Annotated in this window: 18 protein-coding genes, 1 tRNA gene and 2 pseudogenes; 11 read left to right on the top strand and 10 right to left on the bottom strand. The window is 60.6% G+C overall.

The features are described 5' to 3' along the window. Positions 1–44: 44 nt before the first annotated feature. From qhpC to peaA, 3 genes are read right to left on the bottom strand one after another with little or no spacing between them, the layout of a single operon-like run. Positions 45–371 carry a quinohemoprotein amine dehydrogenase subunit gamma gene (gene qhpC, locus LUA85_RS16025; RefSeq protein ID WP_231471242.1) on the bottom strand — a complete coding sequence of 109 codons (327 nt, stop codon included), beginning with the start codon at positions 369–371 and terminating at the stop codon, positions 45–47. Beyond that, positions 368–1822 carry a quinohemoprotein amine dehydrogenase maturation protein gene (peaB, locus tag LUA85_RS16020; protein WP_231471241.1) on the bottom strand — a complete coding sequence of 485 codons (1455 nt, stop codon included), beginning with the start codon at positions 1820–1822 and terminating at the stop codon, positions 368–370. Before peaB ends, qhpC begins: the two co-directional genes overlap by 4 nt. After that, positions 1819–3603, bottom strand: a complete 1785-nt coding sequence (gene peaA / locus LUA85_RS16015; RefSeq protein WP_231471240.1) for a quinohemoprotein amine dehydrogenase subunit alpha — start codon at positions 3601–3603, stop codon at positions 1819–1821. Before peaA ends, peaB begins: the two co-directional genes overlap by 4 nt. Positions 3604–3978: 375 nt before the next feature. Here peaA and LUA85_RS16010 point away from each other — a divergent pair. Then, positions 3979–4052 (top strand) — tRNA-Gly (locus tag LUA85_RS16010). A gap of 137 nt (positions 4053–4189) precedes the next feature. Here the strand turns inward: LUA85_RS16010 and LUA85_RS16005 are convergent. Together LUA85_RS16005 and LUA85_RS16000 are read right to left on the bottom strand one after the other, a co-directional pair. Beyond that, positions 4190–4501, bottom strand: coding sequence for a hypothetical protein (locus LUA85_RS16005; RefSeq protein ID WP_231471239.1), 312 nt, complete (start codon positions 4499–4501; stop codon positions 4190–4192). A gap of 1 nt (position 4502) precedes the next feature. Then, positions 4503–5042, bottom strand: coding sequence for an antirestriction protein ArdA (locus LUA85_RS16000; RefSeq protein WP_231471238.1), 540 nt, complete (start codon positions 5040–5042; stop codon positions 4503–4505). Positions 5043–5418: 376 nt separating this feature from the next. Here LUA85_RS16000 and LUA85_RS15995 point away from each other — a divergent pair, with 376 nt between their 5' ends. The 5 genes and pseudogenes from LUA85_RS15995 to LUA85_RS15975 form a co-directional block, all read left to right on the top strand. Further along, positions 5419–5706, top strand: a complete 288-nt coding sequence (locus LUA85_RS15995; RefSeq protein WP_231471237.1) for a hypothetical protein — start codon at positions 5419–5421, stop codon at positions 5704–5706. Then, positions 5703–6179: a hypothetical protein gene (locus LUA85_RS15990; RefSeq protein ID WP_231471236.1), complete on the top strand. Its 477-nt coding sequence runs from the start codon at positions 5703–5705 to the stop codon at positions 6177–6179. The genes LUA85_RS15995 and LUA85_RS15990 overlap by 4 nt, the downstream gene beginning before the upstream one ends. A gap of 52 nt (positions 6180–6231) precedes the next feature. Next, a pseudogene (locus LUA85_RS15985) lies at positions 6232–7052 on the top strand (helix-turn-helix domain-containing protein); the annotation flags it as partial. 637 nt (positions 7053–7689) lie between these two features. Beyond that, positions 7690–9219 carry a group II intron reverse transcriptase/maturase gene (ltrA, locus tag LUA85_RS15980; RefSeq protein ID WP_008828485.1) on the top strand — a complete coding sequence of 510 codons (1530 nt, stop codon included), beginning with the start codon at positions 7690–7692 and terminating at the stop codon, positions 9217–9219. Between the two features lie 67 nt (positions 9220–9286). Next, positions 9287–9835 (top strand): annotated as a pseudogene (locus tag LUA85_RS15975) (transposase); the annotation flags it as partial. On the opposite strand, the gene LUA85_RS15970 reads toward LUA85_RS15975, so the two are convergent. Next, positions 9780–10577, bottom strand: coding sequence for a hypothetical protein (locus LUA85_RS15970; protein WP_231471235.1), 798 nt, complete (start codon positions 10575–10577; stop codon positions 9780–9782). The pseudogene LUA85_RS15975 and the gene LUA85_RS15970 overlap by 56 nt on opposite strands. A gap of 585 nt (positions 10578–11162) precedes the next feature. Here LUA85_RS15970 and LUA85_RS15965 point away from each other — a divergent pair. Continuing rightward, positions 11163–11591, top strand: coding sequence for a hypothetical protein (locus tag LUA85_RS15965; RefSeq protein ID WP_231471234.1), 429 nt, complete (start codon positions 11163–11165; stop codon positions 11589–11591). Positions 11592–11827: 236 nt separating this feature from the next. Here the strand turns inward: LUA85_RS15965 and LUA85_RS15960 are convergent, their stop codons facing one another. The 3 genes from LUA85_RS15960 to LUA85_RS15950 all read right to left on the bottom strand — a co-directional run bounded on the left by LUA85_RS15960 (position 11828) and on the right by LUA85_RS15950 (position 16004). Further along, positions 11828–13123, bottom strand: a complete 1296-nt coding sequence (locus LUA85_RS15960; RefSeq protein WP_231471233.1) for a site-specific integrase — start codon at positions 13121–13123, stop codon at positions 11828–11830. 407 nt (positions 13124–13530) lie between these two features. Further along, a complete protein-coding gene (locus tag LUA85_RS15955) occupies positions 13531–14928 on the bottom strand; it encodes a hypothetical protein (RefSeq protein ID WP_231471232.1) in 1398 nt (465 codons plus the stop codon). Between the two features lie 218 nt (positions 14929–15146). Next, positions 15147–16004 (bottom strand): TIR domain-containing protein, encoded by an 858-nt coding sequence (locus tag LUA85_RS15950; RefSeq protein WP_231471231.1) that lies wholly within the window; start codon positions 16002–16004, stop codon positions 15147–15149. A 94-nt stretch (positions 16005–16098) separates the two neighbouring features. Between LUA85_RS15950 and LUA85_RS15945 the strand changes: the two genes are divergently transcribed. Beyond that, on the top strand, positions 16099–16734 hold the full coding sequence (locus tag LUA85_RS15945) for a hypothetical protein (RefSeq protein WP_231471230.1): 636 nt from the start codon (positions 16099–16101) through the stop codon (positions 16732–16734). Between the two features lie 3 nt (positions 16735–16737). On the opposite strand, the gene LUA85_RS15940 is transcribed toward LUA85_RS15945, so the two are convergent. Next, complete coding sequence (locus tag LUA85_RS15940) at positions 16738–18438, bottom strand: caspase family protein (RefSeq protein WP_231471229.1); 1701 nt, start codon at positions 18436–18438, stop codon at positions 16738–16740. A 141-nt stretch (positions 18439–18579) separates the two neighbouring features. On the opposite strand from LUA85_RS15940, the gene LUA85_RS15935 reads away from it, so the two are divergent. From LUA85_RS15935 to LUA85_RS15925, 3 genes are read left to right on the top strand one after another with little or no spacing between them, the layout of a single operon-like run. Then, on the top strand, positions 18580–19146 hold the full coding sequence (locus tag LUA85_RS15935) for a hypothetical protein (protein ID WP_231471228.1): 567 nt from the start codon (positions 18580–18582) through the stop codon (positions 19144–19146). Between the two features lie 2 nt (positions 19147–19148). Continuing rightward, positions 19149–20750 (top strand): SUMF1/EgtB/PvdO family nonheme iron enzyme, encoded by a 1602-nt coding sequence (locus tag LUA85_RS15930; RefSeq protein ID WP_231471227.1) that lies wholly within the window; start codon positions 19149–19151, stop codon positions 20748–20750. Between the two features lie 44 nt (positions 20751–20794). Then, positions 20795–22357 carry a C1 family peptidase gene (locus tag LUA85_RS15925; RefSeq protein ID WP_231471226.1) on the top strand — a complete coding sequence of 521 codons (1563 nt, stop codon included), beginning with the start codon at positions 20795–20797 and terminating at the stop codon, positions 22355–22357.

Here is a 22357-nt window from a genome sequence, read left to right as displayed (position 1 = left end):
TCTTCCGCTCAAGGTAGTCGGGACAGGTAAGGCGCATCCACACATCACGGGAAGATGATGTCGAGGCTGCGCCAGTCCTTGGCCGCCGTCGCGCAATTGCTGGCCCAGTCGGGCGAGTAATTGACGTGGTCAGGCACCTGCACAGGCCAGAAACAGGTGACGTAGCAATCGTAGATGTCGCGCTCTGCCGGTTGGCACAGCCCCGCCGTGCCGCCGCCCGCATCGACTTCCCAGCCGGGGGAGAACGAAATCGAACAGCCCATCGGGGTGTGCATCGGCTTCTGCTGAAGCGCGATCACGTCCTCGTCGGTCGACGAGATCGTTTCCTCGATCCGCAGGGCCTTCTTGTTGAGTGGCTTCAGGTGCTTCATGACAAGCCCTTTCGTGCAGCAAAGCGTTCAAGAAATTCAGGATTGCGGGCGGCCACGGTGCCGTAGATTTTCAGGCAGGCGTCGGTCCATTCGCGGATCCAGTCGCAATAATGCAGGTTGGCGTGGCCGGTATCGCCGTAGCGCACGAAGGCTTCGTGATGGCACCCGCCCGCGCACAGTGGACGCGCCCAGCATGATGCACATTCGTACTTCGCGCCCACATGGCCGCGCGTGAGGAAATCGCTGCGCTTTTCCTTGTCCAGCCCCGTGGTTACGTGGCCCAGCACATGCGTATCGGCATCGGTAAAGCGGTGGCACGGCGAAAGATCACCCGAAGGGCTGACGCCGACCAGACCCAGCCCCGCGCCGCAGGGGTGCGATTTGTTGGTGCCCTGGATCAGTTCACTGATCGTCTCGGAGACGTTCGAGAACCCATGCATCTCTCCGCGCAGGGCAAAGGCCAGCCATTCCGCCGCCAGCTCGTGGAAGGCCGAAACCACCGTGTCCATGCCATCGCTGTCGAGCGTGTAGGTCTGCTCGCCCGAATCCGTCACCGGCGCGAAGCCGACTTCGTGGAAGCCCAGATCGTCCTTCAGGTGTCGGTAGATGCGGATCACGTCGGTCACGCCTTCGGTCAGCGTCACGCGGGCGGTGATCGCGCGGGTCTTGTGTCCGGCAATCAGCTTGCGCAGGCGCGGCTCCATCACCGCGTAGGAACCCTTGCCGCTCTTGTAGACGCGGCGCTTGTCCTGAAGATCGGGCGGGCCGTCCATCGAAACGGTGACGCCCACCGCCTGATCGGACAGGAACAGGATGATCTCGTCGGTCAGCAGCGTCGCGTTGGTGGTCAGGCTATAGGTCATCCGCTTGCCCACCGCCGCCGAAGCCTCGTTGGCATAGAGCACCACGTCGCGCAGCAGCTTGAAGTTCATCAGCGTTTCGCCGCCAAAGAACGTGATGTGCGGAACCTCGCGTGTCCCCGAACTCTTCAGCAGGAAATCGACCGAGGTCCTGGCCGTCTCCAGCGTCATGTACTTGGGCTTGCCCGCAGGCGTGGCAATCTTGTCCGCGCCGAATTCGTAGCAATACGTGCAGGCCAGGTTGCACTGGTTGGTGACATTCAGCACCAGCGCCTGGAGCGGGTAGTCTTCGGGTGGGGCAGGGGGGGCCAGCGGGGCTTCGCGGATCTCGTCCGAAACGATGCCGCGCACGGCGCGCAGCTCACGGATCAGGTCTTCGGCATCGGCGCGCGAATAGCCTGCCTCCACCAGCGCGCCGACCATCTCGCCATAGGCCATCTGCCTTTCGCCGAGCAGCGCCATGACGCGGGCCGCGCCTTCGTCCAGAGCAAAGATCGCACCTGCCGATGCGAGATAAACGAAGCCTTGGTCTTGAGCATCGAACAGATGAATATCGCCGCGGCGATATTTGGGAACGAGCGCTGTGGTCACTTGGCCACCTCCGGCTGATCCCAGCGCTTGTAGGCAGGGACGGTCACGATCATGAACGCCTTGGCGGTCAGCGGCTTGCCCAGCGCGTCCTTTTCGGACCTGGCCGTGGCAACCACCCAGACTTCGCCGTAATTGTTGCGGCCCCATTTGCGTTCGGGGTTCGGCCCGTCGATGGCCGGGGTGAACAGCGCGGTGGGGCTGAGCGTGCCGACATATTTGGTGTCGTCGTCGTAATAGACGGTCTGGAATTCCTCCATCGCCCAGTTGACGTCGACCGGGCCGAGCGCGAAATCGTCAGCGGTATAGGGCTTGCCATCAAGGCCGCTGTCATAGCCGATCGCATCGAACTGCGCGTAGCCCGGCGTGTGCTTTTCGCTGCCGCCAAGGCGGGCGAGCGAAGTATCGGGCGTGACCTTGAGGTAATCGACCTTCTTGTAGACCGGCAGGGCGGCTGCCAGCACCGATCCGCCAAGGCCGACATCATGCGCGCCGGGCGCGGCATCGGCGGCGACGTCCACGGTCAGCACCGCCTCGGTCGGGCTGGCCGAGACCACCTTGCTGACCACTACGCCCTTGCCCAGATCGATGTCCGAAGGCTTGAGGCCTGCCGGGAAGGCATCGCCCACCAGCTTGAGCGTTGCGCCCTTGGTCCCGGCCTTGAGGGCATAGGGCCAGACCGCGACCACATTTGGTTCCGCAGCGGCCCTGGTCAGCTTCACGTCAAAGCCGAATTCCTTGTAATCACCCCAGAACCAGCGGCCTTGCGCCGATTTGCGATCGGGCGAGAACCACATCGTCTCACGCGTTTCATGATCCTGCGGCGCATCGGGAGAAGCGCCTTCCGGCCCGCTGGATGACGTGCCGCGCCACGAATAGCCGGTATAGACCAATCCCTTGCCCTTGCGGGTCAGGACCGAACCGTCCTTCAGCGATTTCAGCGTGATGGCGGTTGTGTAGTCATCGTCATTGCTGGTGGGGGTAACGATCATCTCACCCACGTAGAGGCCCTTGCCGGGCAGCATGGCGTTGACCAGCCACTTGCCGCCGAGCCGGGCCGATTGCTGGCGCGCAGTCCATCTGGTCCATTCGGGCGTGGTCAGCGGCGCGGTCTTGTTCATGTATTCCAGCGCGACTTCGACAGGCAGCGGCTTTTTCGCTCCGGCGGCGGGCACGGGCTGGGTCGGGTCTTCCACCGGGCGGCGATATTGTGCATCGGCCTGCGAATACATCGCGACGTGAAGGTTGGTCAGCAGGCTCCATTCCGCTTTCGACCGCCGCCATGACAGTGGCTGCGCGAAGGCGTGGCACGATGCGCAGGACTGGCGGATCGTTTCGTTGGGAATGTTGGTCTCGTTGACCATGCGATGCTCGGTCAGGTACATGACCGGCTTCGATTCCTCAGGTGCAAGGCCATGGCTGGCCGAGAGCGCGCGCACCACGGCTTTCGATTCCGATGGCGTTATCGACAGGCCGTTGAGCGCCACCATTCGCTTGATCACTTGCGCCCAGCCTTCGGGCGTGGTGCGCACCCATGAAATGCGCGAGAGGTTGCCCTTCGCATCTGCGGTATGGCAGGTGCCGCATTTTTCGGTAACCACCGCCGAAGTAGCGGGAATACCGGTTTCGGTCTCGACGGGGTTGGAAGGATCGCTGCCTGCCTGCGCCATGACGATCGTGGCGGGCAGGCCGGCAAGGCCGACAAATTGGATAAGACGGTTGCGCAACAGGCGTTTCAGGCGGCGGTCGGCGTCGGTATGGGTAACAGTCTCGGCCAAGCTCATGGTCGCAATTTCCCCCTGAAGTCTGTGCTGCTTTCCAGCGAGTCGAAAGCAGCAGCAGGCCCAAGACTGGACAGGTGTCAAAATTCGGTCAACGCCTTTGTTTGCACCTGCACAAAAAGGCATTTGGCAAAAGGCAATCGCCCCGGTGCCCTGTTTGAGCATATGAATCACGTGGCCGGGCGACAGGGCCATACGCAGTTCGCGCAGGCATCCGGGGCGGCATGGCTATGCCTCGCCATCGCTGGCGAAAGCGTGTCCGCAAAATCGCAAAAGTGCTTTGACCCCCTCGCGCGACTATGCCAAGGCTGCGCGCCGCAGCGCAGGGACCGCCAACCGCGTCACGCCTTGCCAGACATCCGGGACGCCAATCCCCAAGCGGGTGTAGCTCAATGGTAGAGCAGCAGCTTCCCAAGCTGAATACGAGGGTTCGATTCCCTTCACCCGCTCCAAATCTTTGGATTCGTCCAAAGATTTGAAATATCTGTATAAAATTTCCAGATTTTCACCTGTGTAGGTTTTGTGTAGAAAAATTTGCGGATTTACTTGGCGTGCTGGCACTGAGTCCGGCGCTGCTTTCTCTCGCCTCTCACAAATTATTTGCCGGAAGAAGTTCCCCCTGCCTACTGGCCTCGATATGCGCCAGCCAATCCGGCTTGATGGATTCTTCTTCCATCCACGCCCTCACCTGCGCGACCACATCGCCGCCATGGGCGTCAACGGTGCCGATGGGCACGAAGTGCGACCGATAGCCGGTGGCGGTGATGGGAAGAGCAGCACCTTCCGGCGCGATGCTGCGGATTTCCAGATGCTCAATGGCGCTCCAGCGGCGAGGCATATGCACCACGCGGATGGTGATGCCCTGCCATATCAGATTGTAGGTGTGCGATTGCGGCTCCATCTCAACGCCCCGCGAACACATGCACGGCATCCCATGCCGTCTGCACGGTGAACAGGTCGCCGCTCATTTCGGCGTCGCGTGCCATCGCCTGATAGTCGATATAGTAGCGCAGCGATGACGGGATGCTGGTGGTTTCTTCCGTCACTTCCTGCACGTAATCGGCGAGGCTCGCATATGCGCCAAGGTGGCGGTCTTCCGCCGCTTCACGCGCTTCGTCCAAGTCACCGCTGAAATGGTCCAGCAGTGCCGCGCCCAGCGCGCCATGCTCGGCGATGAAGCTGGCCAGTGCGCTGACATGCTCAAAGCTGCTATATTCCTCGATACGGACACCGCCGAACCCTTCATGATCGTGGATGGCCCATTCCTCGGCCCCGGCGATGGGCGATGCAGTCAGCATGACCTTTACCTCGTCGTAAATGGCCCAAGGCTCCTGTGCGGCCTCAATCCACACGCCATGCAGATAGCCGTTATTGTAGGCGGCAAGGCAGGCCACATAGATACGGGGTTGTTCGGTTTGGTTGGTGGTGATGGTTGCTCCCATGACTTTCTCCGTGGGTTTGGGTTTCAGGTGCGATCTGAAACCCTGCCCATGCGGCGAGCATCGGGGGGCAAACGGAGCAAGTGGCTTCGCGGGGAACCGGCTTCACGAAACGCAGTGGAGGAAGCTGGGCGGAAGGCACTTCGCAGTGCGCTGGGGGTGGAACCCCAGCAAAAGGAACACATCGACGCGCTGCATCGCAGCGGCCCTATGCGCGTTCGTGATCGTCACCGGAGGGCGGAAACTGCAAGGCAGGTTCCGCGAGCGCTAGCGAGTAGAGCACAGGCCGCAGGCAACGCCCGACCCGCTGAAAGACTGTGAATGAATTTTAACCACGCTCTTCCCGGCTCATGCCGATCCTGATATGTTCTTTTTCGAAATGTCGGAGGCCCTTATGGATGCCAGCAAATACGCCCGTTCGATTTCGTTGATGTGCCCCACCTGTGGCCACAAGGAATTTGCGTATGACGAGAGCGGTGACGGGCCAGTGCGCTGCACAGGCTGCGACCGCGAGTTTACCCGCGCGGAATTGATCGCCGAGAACGGGGAAGTCATTTCGGGCGAAGTCGAGGCACTAACGCCCGAAGTCTTGAAGGATATGCGCAACGAGCTACGGGATACCCTGAAAAACGCCTTCAAGGGTTCCAAGAATATCCGGTTCACATGACGCCATTACCGGTCACCGTATCTGACATTGCCGCCTTTTCAGCGCTCGCGGTTGCGATCTGGTCGGCAGTGCAAACGGGCCGCTTCAATCGGCGGCAGAATGCGTTTGCCGAAACGGCTGAACGGCTGAATCGGCTGCTGATCGACAAAGAATCCGCCGAGTCGCAGGCCCAGCGCAAGGCGGATGTGGGGGCCAATTTCGTAAAGATCGCCAAGAACGATTACCGGTTGAAGGTTTTCAATCGTGGTCCGGTTGTGGCGCGCAACGTCCGTTTGGAGTTTCTCGCGGGCGGGGAGGTTATGATGGCCAGCGAGTTGAAGCAAAAGCTGCCCATTCCGGCCTTGGAACGGCATCAGACCGTTGAGTTGATGGCTAGCATCAACATGCAATCGCCACGACGTGCCCAGATGCGCATCCACTGGGATGACGATTCCGGGACGTGTTCCCCGTCAGCACCAATGGCACAGATTTGAGGTTGTGATTTAAGGAGTGTTGGGGCTTCGTCGTAGTGACGAAGGAACGAAGATGAAGCCCCAACACTCCTTAAAAAAATCGCCGATGAAGGCCCCTGCCGAGCGGGTGGTGAAGGACATCCGGCGGCAGACCCGTCGGCACTTCTCGGCCGAAGACAAGATCAGGATCGTGCTGGATGGCCTGCGCGGCGAGGACAGCATTGCCGAGCTGTGCCGCAAGGAAGGCATCGCCCAAAGCCTGTATTACACCTGGTCGAAGGAGTTCATGGAAGCGGGCAAGCGTCGCCTGGCTGGCGACACTGCCCGTGCCGCAACCACCGGCGAGGTGCAGGACCTGCGCCGCGAAGCCCGTGCCCTGAAGGAATGCGTTGCCGACCTGACGCTCGAAAACCGTCTGCTCAAAAAAAGTATGATCGCGGATGGGGGCGACGACGAATGAGGTATCCAGCATCGGAGAAGCTCGAGATCATCCGGATCGTCGAGCAATCGCACCTACCAGCCAAGCACACGTTGGACGAGCTCGGCATTGCCCGTCGGACCTTCTACCGCTGGTACGACCGGTTCCTCGAAGGCGGCCCGGAGGCGCTGGAGGATCGGCCATCGACACCGAGCCGGGTGTGGAACCGGATCCCGCCTGACATCCATGATCAGATCATCGAGCTGGCGCTGGGGCAGTCCGAGCTAAGCCCCCGGGAACTGGCGGTGCGTTTTACCGATGAGAGGCGCTACTTCGTGTCGGAAGCCACGGTTTACCGTCTGTTGAAGGCCCACGATCTGATCACCAGCCCGGCCTATGTCGTGATCAAGGCCGCCGATCAGTTCCACACCAAGACCACGCGGGTAAACGAGATGTGGCAGACTGATTTTACCTACTGTGCGCCTCGTCCCGGATGGTCCGGGGTGCATATGACTGGAATGCAAAGGAGAAAGGAGGAACTGAACGAATGCCTTGCCCTCTGCTGTGAGGGGGCATGAGCCCAAGCGGCGGTGACCTGCCGTCAACTGGCAGGGTGACGTAGCCCGCAGGTAAAGGGGATTGAGGCGAAGCCGTTACGCCGAGATGGTCCCCGAGGCTGTAGCGCTGGAAGGTTGAGGAACACGAACCGGTTAATCCGCATCCGAGGGCTGAAATGTCGCCTTCGCCTACACGGCTTAACAGGCGGAATGCTGATGATGGCGCCGGAGACGTATGTCGGCGACATCCGAATGTGGCCGGAAATGTAGCCCGTCCGCATGGAGCCATGGAGAGAATGCAGCCAGGCCATGGCATCGGCATCGACTTGCGGGACGCAAGGACAAGGACTGCGACCGGCAGCCTCCCCAGCGCGCGAAAGTCCAGCATATGAACGAGGGAAGGCATGATGGAATGCCAAGGGAGTTGGCCCCGATGTCCACCGTGCTGGCGGAGTCCCCGTAGTAGTCCGCGACAGGGAAAGCCTGTCACATGGCGAAGGGGGACAGTTCAATCAGCTTGAAGTGCAAACTACCTGACCAAACGAGGTGAAGACCTTTGATAATCAGCGAAATGCAGCACAAGCTCGCGACGTGGGCCGAGAGCGACCAGAACCGCAAGTTCGATCGCCTTCTCCGGCTCATTGCCGATCGGGCGTGGCTTGCCGAGGCGGCTCGGATCGTGCTGGCGTCGAGTGGCGCCAATACGCCGGGCATCGACGGAATGGACAAGCGACGGATGCAGGCCGTACTGGCAGAACAGCTGGCCAGTCTGCGAACGGACTTGCTGACGGGGAGTTATCACCCGCAGCCGGTCAGGCGAATCTATATCCCGAAAGCCAATGGCAAGAAACGACCACTTGGTATCCCGACCCTGAAAGACCGCATCGTCCAGCGCGCGATGCTGATGGCCATGGAGCCGATCTGGGAAAGCGACTTCCATCGCCTCTCCTACGGCTTCAGGCCGGAACGCAGCGTGCATCACGCTGTCCGGACCGTGAAGATACAGTTGCAGGATAGTGGTGCCGGAGCGCGGGGCCGCTGGATCATCGAAGGTGATCTGGCGAGCTACTTCGATACGGTCCACCACCGGCTTCTGCTTCGCTGCGTTCGGCGGCGAATCCGGGATGATCGGTTTGTTGATCTGCTCTGGCGATTCCTGAAGGCGGGCCACGTCGACCGTGGCCTGTTCGTCGCCTCAAGCGAAGGTGTACCGCAAGGCGGCGTGCTGTCGCCGCTCCTGTCCAACATCATGCTCCATGAGTTTGATGCGTGGCTGGAGGCGAAATACCTGAGCGACAAGGCGCGAAAGGATCGCTGGGCATGGAACTTCGGCATCCAGCAGGGGCGCCCCATCACGGTTCGCGAGAACCGGCAATGGAAACCTGCTGTCGCCTACTGCCGTTACGCCGATGACTTCGTTGTCATCGTCAAGGGCACCAAGGCACATGCCGAGGCCATCCGCGAGGAATGCCGGGCCTTTCTGGAAGACGACCTGAAGCTGACGTTGAATATGGACAAGAGCCATATCACCCACGTCGACGACGGGTTCGTGTTCCTCGGGCACCGGATTATCCGCAGGCGGGGATCGAGCGGACGCATGTCCGTGGTCTCAACGATACCCAAGGAGAAGGCCAAGACCTTCGCTCGCCGATTGGTCGAGGCTCTCTCCGGCAATCATGAGGTTGCCGCGGTGGACATGATCGACGGTCTGAACCGCCAGCTGGCGGGATGGGCTGCGTTCTACAGGTTCACCGACTTCACGGCGCGCACATTCCGGCGCATCGACACCGTCGTGTTCTGGAAAATGGCGCACTGGTTGGCGCAGAAGTACCGGTCCCGTATCAAGCCTTTGATGCGTAAATGGTACCGCATGCCGGAAACCGGCCAATCGAAGACGTGGCTGGTCTACGGTCGAAGCAATCAGGGCAATGCCGTCGGCAAGGCGCTGCGACGACTGGTCACAAGCCAGAAGATGCAGTTCCGGTGGCGGAATCCGGAGCGAAATCCCTACATCTATCGGGACGAGCTCCGAAACACCGTCACCTCCCGCTATCGTGATGTCGCCATGGCCTTGGACCAAGGTTGAATAGAGAGCCGTATGCGCTGAAAGGTGCACGTACGGTTCGGGGAGGGGAAGCGCTTATGCGCTTCCTACTCCACTCAAGATCATCGGGTGGGGCTGGATGTACCTGTCGACCGTGCTCGACGACTTCTCGCGCTACATTATCGCCTGGAAACTGTGCACCAACATGCGCGCCGAGGATGTGACCGACACGCTCGACCTGGCCCTTGGCGCATCGGGCTGCGACAGCGCCACGGTGCTGCACAAGCCCAGGCTGTTGTCGGATAATGGCCCCAGCTACATCGCCGGCGAATTGGCTGAATACATTGAGGCCCGGAAGATGAGCCACGTGCGCGGTGCCCCGATGCACCCGCAAACCCAGGGCAAGATCGAGCGCTGGCACCAAACCCTGAAAAACCGCATCCTGCTGGAAAACTACTTTTTGCCCGGCGACCTCGAAGCCCAAATCGAGGCCTTCGTCGAGTACTACAACCACCAGCGTTACCACGAGAGCCTGAACAACGTGACGCCCGCCGATGCCTACTTCGGCAGGGCTCCAGCCATCATCAAACAGCGCGAAAGGATCAAGCGACAGACCATCGAACATCGGCGCTTGCAACACCGCAAGCTCGCCGCCTAACATCAACCCCCAGACGAGGTCCGCACTCCGCTAATTTACGCCGCGAGTTGTGCCGAATGTTCTGACGACGGACACTATCCAATTCCTTCACGCTGACGTTGGCGGCGTTTTCGGTGACGAACGTTTTGGTGGCCTCGATGGGATCGGGATGGGCGGCAAGGAAGGCGTCGATTTCGGCGTCTGACTTTCCTTTGGACCGCATGATATCGCGCAGGTCGTCGCGGCGGCGCTGGTCGAATTTCTCGACCTCGGCGGCGGGCATCTGCTCGCGCAGTTTGGTGAGGTTGGCGGCGAGTTCGTTCATGCGCGGCATGAGTGCGGGGTCGGCACTGCCGCCATGGGCGGCCACATCGGCCATTTGGCCCAAGGCTTCGCCTCCGGCATGGAACTGGCCTTCCGGCGTACCTTTGGCCATTTCTTCGTCATAGCGGCGGCGGCGGTCGGCCTCGCGCTGCGCATAGGCGGCGCGGTCCTCGTCACTGTCGAACTGCAACAGGTGATCGTACTGGCGCAGGTCGTGCATGAAGGCGTTGGCCTGCGCGGCCACGCTCGCCGCAAGCATGGCCCTTTCCGCGCCTTCGGTGGCTTCAGCCCCGGTCGCGGCGGCGCGTCCCAGCTGGGCAGCCACCTGAATCTGGGCGACCATGCCCGCGACACTGCTTTGTAGGGTGGCGAGGCTCGATGCGTCGGCGGTGCCGATCTGGCGTTGAAGCTGGGCGATGGCCTGTAGCTGCGATTGCACCTGGGCGGCGCTGCTGCCGTTGCGCAGCAGATCGGCGATGACGGCTTCAAGATCGGCACGTGGGCCATCTAGCTGCGCCAGTAAAGTGTCGCGCTGGCTCGCCAGCAGGTCAGCCGCCTGCGGTGGCTGAGCAATCTCGGAAACTGTATCTTCGGCGGCTATAGATTACCTGTCTCGCGCGGATGAACTCCTGACAGGGTAACGCAGAAACCGCTAAAATTTGGTTAATAATTGGTTGATGGGCAGATGGCAGGAGTCGGTGGCTCCCGGTTCCTGCCGCGTGAATGGCTCTGGCCTTGGCGCTTCTGGCCGAACGCGCGGGCCGGGAAAGGCGCGGCGCTTCCGTGGCGTTGCCGTGTGCAGCTTGCCCGCCATGGGCGGTGCGAAGGCAGCCTTGCCCAGCCCACTGGAGCGGTCGGCGGAATGCGGGGGCGTCCGTCGCGCAATCCAGCGCGGGGATGAACCGGGAGGAACCCATGACCACGACGACCATCTTGCTTGCCGTCAACAGCATCGCCCAACTGATAGCGGCCTGTGCACAACTCATCGTCGCGTTGCGTTCGATGCGCTGCTAAGAGTATCGCTATGAAAACCGTTCGTGCAGCGTTGTGGCCGGTATTAGAGCGGGCCAAAGCCGAAATCTCGCCAGATATGATGCCTATGCTTTTTGGCCAGTTGGCATCACTCGGCAAAGATAAAACGATGGCCATGCTGGAGTTATGGCGTCCGCTCGGCCTGCACCTTGCACGAACATCGTCCGCGCGTGAACGCAAGAAGTTCATCGAACAGATCGGCGCAGAACAGCCTTATTGGCCGCTATATGCGACCGTCGCATGGACAGCCCGCACGCTGGCGCTCACCGAATATCTTGAACGGGCTGATCTTGCGGCCCAGCCCAAGAAATGGGCAGGCGATCAAGCCTTATTGCTCATGGATGATTTTTATGAGGATGATGCGTGGCTTTGGCCATTTGATGGGGAAGTCCCATGGGAGGAGACTGATGATGACGAGTAACGTCGGCGTCGTGTAGTGAGGGAGAGCCTTCGCCCTTTTCCCCTGATCGCAACTGCTGGGGATCAGGCCAATGGCAAGACGAAGGCACAGGGGCGCTTGAAGCCCGGCGCGCCTATTACCTGTTCCTTCTTGGCCGAATTTCCGACCGGGAAGCACCGGCGGTGCGTCGCTAAATTCGGCAGGAACGCAAGCTCTGTTGCATCGGCCATCGAACTCGACGGCTAGTGCGATGCGCGCTAGCGTTTGGGGCGGCGAGGATTGGTCGTCTGTTTGGCTTTAATGGATTGCACGGATTTGGCCTTTTGCTCCGCCGCATCGATTTCCGCGTTCATCTCGACATGCATGGCATCCCACCCGCCGATGCCCATCAGCACGCGGTCTGCATGTTTGATCGTGTTCACATGCCCGTAATGCTGCTCGATCATTTTGACCGATGTGCCCATTTGCTGGGCAAGAATGTAAACATCTACCCCGGAAGACAGCCGGAGGGTGGCATAGGTGTGGCGGAAGCAATAGGTCGTTCTCGGAATGCCGCTCGGTCCATCGCGCAAGTCGGCATATTTCAGCAATTCCTCGACCGTATCCCGATAGAGCCACTTTGCAGGCTTGCCGTTGATGATCGTGAAAACCGGATCATCCGGCGCGGTTGCTTTGGACAATGCCCGGACCCGATCCAGATAGGTGCTGACACTTGTGGGGGCGATCAGCTTCCGCTCCTTCCCTTTACCCCGCACGAAGATAACAAGAATGTCCTGACCGTCCTTGTCTTTGGCGGCGGTAATGTCCCGCCAGCGCAGGTTCTTCGCTTCGGGCGGACGCATGCCCGTGTTGCACATGATAAGAATGAAATTGTAGCAGACCTGCCGATACCAGACGCCCTGCGGCGTGGTCGCTTCACGCATCCACTTGCGACCACTGTTATAGAGCTTCCGATATTCCTCCAGCGTGAATTCGTCACGCCGACTGGATTTCAGCTTCGGCATGCCTTCAAAGCGATTGCTGGCTGGCACATACTTCTTGCCGATGGCATACCGCATGATCGCTGCAAAAATGCTCATCTCAATGCGGATCGTGGAATCGCTGATGACACTGTTCCGACGCCCCAAGCCGTTCTCCCTACGCCATAGGGGATAGTCGGCCCAGCGATCCTGACCGATCAGATGAATTTGCGTGCTTCCAACATAGGCGTTCAGTGGGCCGTCGATTTTGTTCTTGACGTTCTTGGCGCGGGCTTGGCTGACCTCGCCCACATTCGCCCGCCGCTGTTGTGCATTGGCATACTCTTCCGCAACCTGCGCAAAGGAGCGATTGAACACGGGAAAGTCATATTTCAGGCGATTCCGAATGTCGGAATCGGCTTCCAACGCAAGGTCGCGGGCCGTCTGTCGATCCGAGGTGTGCAGCGAAATCGTTTTGTAGCGATCCTCGTTTTTGATCCTCACCCGGCAGTAGAATTCATCGTGCGCGACATCGCCGCGCCGAAAGATGATAAGGCCCTTTTTCACCTGCTCCTTGTCGAGAATGAAACTCATCTCTTCGCCTTCCGCTGTGCAGGAACTGTGCAGAACGGCATTCTAAGTGTTTGATCTGCCGTGCCTGTGTAGGTTCTGTGTAGGCGATTATAGCAAAAAATATCTTGCCTTTATAGTTGTTTATTACAATCCCCTCACCCGCTCCATTTCACTGACAGGTTGGCGGTTTGGCCAAGGTCGCGTTACGCTGCCCGGAACCATCGAGTCTGTGTGGCTCTTCGCGTCAACGCGCTTCGAGCGTGGTTCGATTCCCTTCACCTCCATTTGAAGGCAAGCGCGACGGAGAGAGGGATCGGTCCGAAGGCACAGCGAGCTGGAGAGGGCACGTCATGGTTCTTCCCCCTCAGCCAATGAAAGGTGAGGCGCGTCGTGCATCGCCGACGGCCTCACGCTTCATGCTGTGCGGTTTAGAAGCGGAACCCCACGCCCGCCGTATATGTTGAAAAGCCCTTTGCCTGGACCGTGCTGAAGATCAGGCGCATCACGTCGCGGAACTGCTTGGGCGTATCTTCACGCCCGCGCAGGCCGAACGAGATCGTGCCTTCGTGGAAGTTGTTGTTGAACAGCTCGTCACCAGCAAATTTGGTGAAGGTATAGCTGGCGCGAACCGAGGTGGCCCGGTCCATGACGCGCATCTTGAGCGGCAGTTCATAGGCCGCGCCATTGCGGAACACCCAGTTCTTGATGTCCGGGTTGAGATTGATGTCGCCCGGCGTCTTCAGTGTCGACGAGTAGCCGACCATATTGCCGATCACCAGTTGGCCGCGCCCAAGCCCGCGGATCACGTAACGGCTGGCGACCGAACCCTGGACGATGTGGCCGACCGAACCCTGATCGCCCGAATAGACAAGACCATAGGATACGCGCGGTTCCAGCGACCAGTTGGACTTGATCGGAACTTCCAGTGCAAGACCGAGCTGGCCGTTGTAGGCCGTGGCGCCCTTGATGCGGGTGAAGCTGAACGGCAGGTCCAGCTTGAGACGTGCGCGGTTGCCTTCGAACACGCGCCAGCCCTTGGCCACGCGACCATCGATCCGGGTAATGTCGAATCGGCCTGCGGAACCGCCGGCAAAGGTGGCGCCGATGATCCACGGATCGCCCGACGAATTGGCACCTGCGGCAGGGTCTGCCTCGACAAGCGAATCGCCCTCGGTCAGGTCAAGCGCGCTGCGCACCATCGAGCCTTGCAGCGAGAACGGATTGCCGACGAGCGGATCGACCGGCGAAAACTGTGCGCGGGCACGGCTGAGGCACTGGAACATCCGCTGTGACGTGGGCGAGCTGTCATCATCGACGGCGGCTGCAAACTGATCGTATGCGGCCTGTCGCGTATTTCCGGTGAAGGAGAAGGTACAGGGAGCACCTGACGCGTCCGTCACCGGCACCGAAACGGCAACGCCATTCGGAGCAACGACAGAATGGGAACTGACGAAGTTCAGCGTCAACGTGCGGCCGTTCGCGGCATAACCTGCGACGACAGGAGCGCCCTGAATATCGAACACGCCATCGATCTGCCCGACCTGCGCATAGAACGTGCCAAGCGTTGGCTGAGCCGGGGTGTTGAGGTAAGCTGCGATTTCGCGGGGATCGAGATAGGTCTCGATATCCTCGATCGTGCTCTGTTCGAAGGATCTTTCGACCTGCGGCAAACCGAAAAGCGGATCTGTAATCCGAATGCCGATTCGAAAATTGTCATCGAGCGCTTCATAGTTGCCATAGTTGACTACGGTTTGCGCACTTGCCTGATCGGCCATGCCAAACGTCGACGCGGCTCCGAAAAGAACCCCACCAAAAATCTTTTTCATTGTTCCCCCGTTTTCTGAAGCGATCCCCTGGGTTCGCCTCTTTTCATTGCGCAACAAAACGCCCGCCCCAAACTGCGGCGGTGCAAAATCAGTGATGCTTTTATGACGACCCTTAATGCGGTGTTAAACCAACCAGGGTCGGACTTCCACTGTTCTTGAAGCCTGATGCAAAAATATCGCAACAAATATGGTGGCTTAAATTCATTCCCATTTCGGTGTCAGGGGACGGAGCAATCAGCGTCGGCTGCGAAACTGCGGATCTGGCTGGCGGCCTGCTGCGCCAGCCATGCGCGCCTTTCGGCAAGATCGCGCGCCGCGACGGCTGCATTGCGCTCCTGCAGCGCGGCCTTGCGCGCAACATCGGCGGCATTGCGTTCGCGAATGGCTTCGCGCGCGGAGGTGATGGCCGCAATCGTCAGCCCGGACAGGATCACCAGCAGAACCGCCGCAGCACTGCTTGCGAAAATCAGGAAGCGCTGGCGCCTGCGCGCTTCGCGCCGGGTGAGTTTGCTGTAACCCACCCCCAGCAAGCCGGCGATCAGCTTGAGCTTGACCGTGGCTCTGGCCGATTTCTGGAGATCTGGTGCCAAAGGCTCCATCGGGCGGTCCCGGTCAAGCGATCCATCCTCGTGCACACCCCAACGCAAGGCCTCAGGAAAACACTCGGCCGCTGGATTGCCGGGCTGACCGTGCGCGATCACAGCCAGGACAGGCGCATCAGGGTGCATCGTCCGAAACGTGCGGATTTCCTTGCCTACCCATTCTGATGCAGCCGCCGCTGGTGAACACACCACGATCAGCGCCTCGGCAGCGGCCAGTGCAGCCTCAAGCTTCGGCCCAAGTTCGGCGGCACCGCCCAGTTCATCGTCATCCCGAAAGATCGGGCGCAGGGCGGTGGGCGAAATGCGCGACGCGTCCACCACGTCACCGGCATCATTGACCACCTCCTGCGTCAGATCGCGCGGAATTCGGTAGGTCTCGATTGCACGGTGCAGCCATTTGGCAACCTTGCGGTCCTGGTGGCTGTAGCTGATAAATGCCGCGTAGCGCATCTGTCGGTTCCAGATTTCGAGCATACTTGTTGAGATGGAACGGCAAGTTCTGCAATGAGTCGGGCGGTAGTCTTCGCACATTACCAGGGGCGTGACGCAATTTTTCGGGAGATTGACGATGTTCAAGGCGATTGTCGGCATGATTGTGGCGTTGTCGATCCCGGTTTCGGCGCTGGCGGGCGAATCGGGCCAGGTGAGTGCTGCACCGTTCGATCCGTTCGCGCAGGCGATGGCCGCGCGCACCGTGGCCGAATATGCCAGGCGAACCAAGGATCCCGCCGCCATGCTGACAGCGGGGCGCATGCTGGCCGAAGTGCCGGTGAGTGGCCCGGCAGAGGTCGATGCGGGGTTTACACCCGCAGCCCTGTTTGCCGAAGCGCGCGGATTTGCATCGGGTGATACCATGCTGTTGCAGCAGATACGCATTGCCGAGACGACCAGCCATCGCGGCGTGCTTTCGTCGAATCTTGGCAGTGGTCTGGTCCGCAGCGTACAACTGGTGAATCCACTGGCCACGTATCAGTTTCGGGTGATGGCCAAGGGCGGCGACCTGCTGCGCATCGGCGCAATCGGCGATCTTGGCACGAGCCTTGTCCTGCGCGTTACCGACAATCGCGGCAGGGTCGCATGTGTTGACGATCAGGGCGATTATGCCCCGGTCTGCCAGACCCGGCCCAGCAGCAACGGGGAATATCGCGTCGATGTGATCAACAAGTCGGCTGCGAAAAGCCGGACGGTGATCCTCAGCAATTGACCTTCAGTTGCCGGTATAAATTTCTGCGATGGAAATGCTGGCGCTTCCCGGTGACTCCGCCAGGATTGCCTTGATTGGCTCAACCAGCTTGCCGAAGCCGCGCTGCCCGTCCAGCGTTTGCAACAGTGCCCTGAACCCGGTCTGATCGGATTCTGAAACGACCGCGACAACATGATCGACGCCGAATGGTTCGATCACTTGCGCCTCGATCAGCGAGAGTGCCCCATCGGGCAGGATTTGCCCGCTGCCATCGGATGGATCGACGGGGAACAGCCGCTGGATCGTGCCATCGGATGCGATATTGAACACGGTGGCATAGGCCCCCGCCTTCAATCCGGCCGTCGATTCCAACCTGACCTTGACTGTCGCGCCCGCGGCATAGCGCGAACCTTCGCGCTGGGGCGAGACTGCAAGCTGGGCGCGGGCTTCGTTGATCATCGGTCGCAGGCTTTCCAGTGCGCTCCATTTATCAAGTACGCCAAGCAGTCTTGCGGTAGAGGTAACCTCTTGTGCAACGACATCGCCCGAACGGCGGACCAGCGCGCCGGTGGCGTAGTCCAGCACGAAATCGGCATCCTGCGCCGACTGCGTAACTTTCCAGGTGGCCGATGGCGAGGAAAGCATCGCTTTCGCGCGCCGGTCCTGCGCAAAGATCGCTGGTATCGGGGCAGGCGTCGGTGGCGCGACGGCGATGTTCGGTGTTGCAAACAGGCGTGTCGCTTCCCTGCCGCTGATGTAGGACGTGCGCGGACGCTGGCGTTGGCCGGTCAGCGCCCGCACCTGCCCGTCGACATAGATCGACATCTCTGCCGCACTGACGGACCCGTCCGCGTCCAGATCGGCCAGCAGCGTCTTCCCATCAGGCCCGTGCTTCGAAAGGCCTTCCTCAAACGCATAAGTCAGCAATCCGCGCGACGGGCCTTCCTCGGTCGGCATGGGCGTTTCCTGTGCGAGCTCCTCATCCTGCGCCGCTGCGATATAGATGAGGTTGGGCAGGTCCTCACGCTCCAGCGATTCGGCGGGGTGCGTACTGTCGCCGGTCTTGTAGTCGAGCACGGCAGGGAATTTCGGTCCCGGCCGCGACACCAGCTGAAGGCTGGAGGAAACGGCGCGCAGGGCAAGCCGGGGCGTGAACCGGTAAGATCGCGGATCGATCGAACGGTGCAATGTTCCCGAATGGCAAGTATCGGCAATCATGAGAATCTGCACTTCCGGCGCTACATAACGTGCGAGCCAATCATAGAAATCCTTGTCGACGATGAAGCGTTCAGGATCCTGGTTATCAGGATCGAATCCCGCCAAAGGCAGGAACTGGTCCTGATCGCCGTCGCGCGTGCCCTTCAATTTCGCTTCGGCCTGCGCACCGTGGCCTGAATAATACAGCAAAATCCAGTCTCCTGGGCGGGACCGCAATCCCATTGCGTGCAGCGCAGTCTCCACGGTCGTCCGGGTGACGCTGTCATCGCGCAGGACGGTGACGTCTGTTGCGCCTTCCTTGCGGACCAAAGTCTCCATTGCCAAAAGATCATTGGCCGGGCCTTCAAGGTCGGGGATGATTGGCGAGTTGAAGCGTGAAACCCCCACAAGAAGAGCGCGCACTTCGGCATGAGCGCTTGTGGACATCATGGCAGACAGGCCAAGAAGAAAGCCTGCCGCGATTTGCCTGCTGCCAACCACGTGGACATCCTTAATTTTTGATTGCAACACCTTTCCCGACGCCATAAGCCCTCTGTCAAGCAAGAAGCAAATTCATTTGTGTTCGTCACATTGGCCATGCGGGAGGAAGAGTTGCCACGTCATCTCACCGGCAGGTCCGACCACGGCAGCCTACTGGTTTGCTCGGCGATGGCCGTTGCCATCTTTTCTGCCCCGGCAAACGCCCAGCAAACCGGCACCGAAGGGCAAGAAGGCAGCGACCGTGCCACGCGCGGCGTTATCATCCTCAAGGCCGAGCCAAAGCCCGCACCGGCACCCGTTCCCACATCCGCCCCACAGCCGCCACCACCACCAACCGTCATGCTCCAGAAATGCGCGCGACCGTTCGCCAAGGCAGACATTCGCACCATGCGGTATGGCGGTGACGCGGCCAGATTTGACCGGGATCTTGCGCGCAAGCTGAACGGCGCAAAGCAGGACGTATCGGTTGATATTTCGGGACCCTGGCCTGCCGAGGGTGATCCTCCGCCCATGATTGGACGTTGGCTTGAAGAGGTGAAGGCTTCGGGCGGCAAGATCATGGCCAACGAATATTGCCGGAAAAGCCGCGGCTTCTTCTCGTTCTTCAACCGGCTGTTTCAAAGCAAGCCGGTCGACCGGTTCGAGGCGGTCAGGCGCTACGATGCCGTCTTGCAGGTCAACGGGGCCGATCAGGCGGTAACGCAGGTGCTGTTTCGCCGCCGCACAGCATCCTGATCATGCTGCGCCGGGTCCTCTTGCTGTTGCTGTCTGCAATCCTGGCGATCGTGCCTGGCGCGGTGGCGCAGGCTGCCAGCGGTGCGCCCCGTCTCGCGCTCGTCATCGCGAATGGGCAATATCGCAATTTCGACAAGCTGGTCGTCACCGCGAATGATGGTGACAGAATGGCCAGCGCTTTGACCGCGACAGGTTTCGTCAACGCGACCGGCAGCGGCGCGGTGCAGGCGTACCGCGATCTCGATCTTGTCCAGATGCGGCAGAAAGTTGCGGAATTTCGCGAAGCGCTGAAATCGGCGGGACCGGAAGCTTTCGGTGTGCTTTATTTTTCGGGACATGGCGCGGCGCTTTCCAGCTACGGCGATCTTGTCCTCCTCCCCATTGACGCTCCGTCGCAACTGAGCAGCGAACACGTCTCGCTTACCCGCGCGCGCCTGACGCGCGAACTGCTGGGGTCCGGGGCGAGAAATATCCTGATCGTGCTGGATATGTGCCGGAACGTCCTCGACGTGCCGCCAGAGGTGGCGCGGGATCCCGCCATGGTTGCGGATGCCGCGCGATCGACAAGCGGCGTCGTCGGAAGCAAGGGCTTGCGCCGGATCGTCCGTGAATCCGATACGGCGCTACGTCCCGATCAAGGCTACCTTGTCGCCTTTTCGACAAGCGCCGATCAGGTCGCGTTCGACAATGGCGCTTTTTCGCGCATCCTTGCCGAAGAAGTGCGGCGGCCCTTGCAGAACATCGCCGACGCGCTGAAACGCACATCGGACCGGGTTGCCGTGGCGGGTCTGAAAGGCGGGAAGACGCTGCAGAAACCCACGTTCGATTATGGATTGCAGGGTAGTCCGCCGTGCTTCGTGTCCTGCGATGCCAACGCGCAGGACCGGTTCTACGATTGTGCGAACTGCCCCTATCTCAAGGCCATTCCGGCAGGCACCGCCGTGATCGGATCCACCGCGAACGAGGCCGGTCGGGGATCGGACGAGCCGGTCCAGCGGCAGGTGACGATCGAGCGACCCTTCGCGATGAGCATCTTCGAAGTCACTGTCAGTGAGTGGGCAGCTTGCGTGCGTGATCGCGCCTGTCGGCCGGTGGCGGACTGGTCCAGGGAAAATCCCAACCCGCTTTTGCCCGCCACAGGCATCAGTTTTGAAGATGCGCAGGCCTATGTCGCCTGGCTTTCCGTGCAATCGGGCCTACCCTATCGCCTGCCGACCGAAGTTGAATGGGAATACGCTGCGCGCGCAAATGCCAGCTCGGTGTTTCCATGGGGCGACGAGATTTCGCCCAGCGATGCCAATTACGATCAGACCGCAAGTTATCGCGGGTCACCCACGTCGCCCTATCGTGGCTATCCCGAAGCTGTTGCGGCCTACCCGCCCAACGCTTTCGGGCTTTACCAGATGGCCGGGAACGCGTGGGAATGGACTGACGGCTGCGCCGATGGCCAATGCAAGGCCCGCATCCTGCGCGGAGGATCATTTCAAAGTACGCCGGGTGAACTGCGCGTGGCGAACCGCCTGACAGTGAACGGCGGGCGCAAGCGCGATGATTCAGGTTTGCGCATCGTGCGCGATCTCAACGCCGACGAGGTGATCCACTGATCGGTGCGGATTGAATGGGGGCAGTTGTGGGGAAAATGTCGTTGATGCAAGTCCGGTTGGCCCGCAGTGCCGGGATGATCGGACTGGCGATCGCTGCATTGGCACAGGTGAGTGCATTGGCGCAGCCCAGTGACGCCGCGCCCGTGTTCATGACTGGCGCAGAGCCGATTGACGCCGACGAATACGACACCTTGCCGAAAGTGGGGCAATTCCGCGCGTTCCTGCCCAAGCAGGTGGATCTGACCCCGTTGTTCCCCAAACCCGGATACCAGGGCGCTCAGCCAAATTGCGTTGCATGGGCCACCGCTTATTCGGCGCACTCGTTCCTTGTCGCGGAAGCGGCGTCTGGAGAGGCACCCACCGCCGATCCCATGAGTCCGGCCTACGTTTACAATCGCCTGCGCAGGCCGGGTTCGGCCTGCGATCGCGCGATCCGTATCGTGGATGCTCTCAAGCTGTTGCAGACCGAAGGCACGGTCACTCTTTCGGAATTTCCCGATGAGATTTCCCGATGCTCGATTCCAGCGCCCGAAGCCCTTATCGGCAAGGCAAAGGCCAATCGACTGTCCGATTGGCGGGCCATAAGCCGATCGAAAAGGGCCGATGGTTCGAAGGTCGTGCTTGACGATATCAAGGGTGCGCTCTCGCGCGGGGAGCCAGTTGTCTTCGCTATGCCGGTCATGGCCGATTTCAAGGCACTGCGCGGTGATACCGTATACCGCCACAACATGCCGGAAAACACGAACTGGCATGCCATGGCCGTGGTCGGATACGACGAAGGGCGGCAGGCGTTCCGCGTCGTCAATTCGTGGGGAACGCATTGGGGTGATGCCGGCTATGCCTGGATCGATTATTCGACCTTCGGGCTGCTGGTCGGCGAAGCCTATGCCATGAAAATGCAGCCGGCGCAGGCCAAGCCTGTGCCGTCACCCACCCCGGTTCCGGTGCCTGTGCCTGTCGATCCCTATCTCACCTTCACCAAGCAGGCAGCGGCTGTCAGTTGCAGCAAGATTTCTTCGTCGCGGACAAACGGCCGCCTTTCGGTCAGCGGTTTCGGCGGCGATGAAACCGAACTTTCGGCCCTTCGCATGGCCGCGACAGCCGTTGACGCCAACGTGCAGTGGAAGGTGGATACTCATCGTTGGCCGCAATGCGAGGCGGAAATCACGCTATCCGACGCGCTGGCGCCGGGTGACGTCAAGATTACGGTTCTTACCGAGAGAGGAAAGCAGCGCGGCGGCAACCCTGTGATGATGAAAGCGGGCGATATCTTTGGAATCACTGCACGGGGCACGGCCAGCCGCCCATGGCTGAGTATCGTCTATCTTCAAGCCGATGGCAGCGCGGTTGAGCTGTATCGCGGCAATGCCGGTGACCAGCCGGTGACGATCGGCCTTGGCGGCAAGCAGGAAACACGCTTTCAGGTCGGCGCGCCCTTTGGCGAAGAAATGATCATCGGGCTTTCGTCTGCCAGGCCGCTGTTTGACCCTTCGACCGCAGACTATGCAACCGAGCGGCAATTCCTTACCGCGCTCCGCACTGTGCTGGCCAAAGGCGAGCCGGGCAGCGTATCAGCAGCGGTGCTGCGACTTCGCACGACCCGATAA

Source organism: Novosphingobium sp. CECT 9465 (assembly GCF_920987055.1).
Classification (GTDB): domain Bacteria; phylum Pseudomonadota; class Alphaproteobacteria; order Sphingomonadales; family Sphingomonadaceae; genus Novosphingobium.
This window is presented reverse-complemented; position numbering and strand designations above follow the sequence as displayed.

Excerpts from the sequence above, each read along its gene's own strand:
- LUA85_RS15990 (WP_231471236.1), top strand. The coding sequence starts at position 5,703 with ATGACGCCATTACCGGTCACCGTATCTGACATTGCCGCCTTTTCAGCG.
- LUA85_RS15930 (WP_231471227.1), top strand. The coding sequence starts at position 19,149 with ATGCTGCGCCGGGTCCTCTTGCTGTTGCTGTCTGCAATCCTGGCGATC.
- LUA85_RS15950 (WP_231471231.1), bottom strand. The coding sequence starts at position 16,004 with ATGCTCGAAATCTGGAACCGACAGATGCGCTACGCGGCATTTATCAGC.
- peaA (WP_231471240.1), bottom strand. The coding sequence starts at position 3,603 with ATGAGCTTGGCCGAGACTGTTACCCATACCGACGCCGACCGCCGCCTG.
- LUA85_RS15965 (WP_231471234.1), top strand. The coding sequence starts at position 11,163 with ATGAAAACCGTTCGTGCAGCGTTGTGGCCGGTATTAGAGCGGGCCAAA.
- qhpC (WP_231471242.1), bottom strand. The coding sequence starts at position 371 with ATGAAGCACCTGAAGCCACTCAACAAGAAGGCCCTGCGGATCGAGGAA.
- LUA85_RS16000 (WP_231471238.1), bottom strand. The coding sequence starts at position 5,042 with ATGGGAGCAACCATCACCACCAACCAAACCGAACAACCCCGTATCTAT.
- LUA85_RS15945 (WP_231471230.1), top strand. The coding sequence starts at position 16,099 with ATGTTCAAGGCGATTGTCGGCATGATTGTGGCGTTGTCGATCCCGGTT.
- LUA85_RS16005 (WP_231471239.1), bottom strand. The coding sequence starts at position 4,501 with ATGGAGCCGCAATCGCACACCTACAATCTGATATGGCAGGGCATCACC.
- LUA85_RS15995 (WP_231471237.1), top strand. The coding sequence starts at position 5,419 with ATGTCGGAGGCCCTTATGGATGCCAGCAAATACGCCCGTTCGATTTCG.
- LUA85_RS15960 (WP_231471233.1), bottom strand. The coding sequence starts at position 13,123 with ATGAGTTTCATTCTCGACAAGGAGCAGGTGAAAAAGGGCCTTATCATC.
- LUA85_RS15955 (WP_231471232.1), bottom strand. The coding sequence starts at position 14,928 with ATGAAAAAGATTTTTGGTGGGGTTCTTTTCGGAGCCGCGTCGACGTTT.
- LUA85_RS15935 (WP_231471228.1), top strand. The coding sequence starts at position 18,580 with ATGGCCGTTGCCATCTTTTCTGCCCCGGCAAACGCCCAGCAAACCGGC.
- LUA85_RS15925 (WP_231471226.1), top strand. The coding sequence starts at position 20,795 with ATGCAAGTCCGGTTGGCCCGCAGTGCCGGGATGATCGGACTGGCGATC.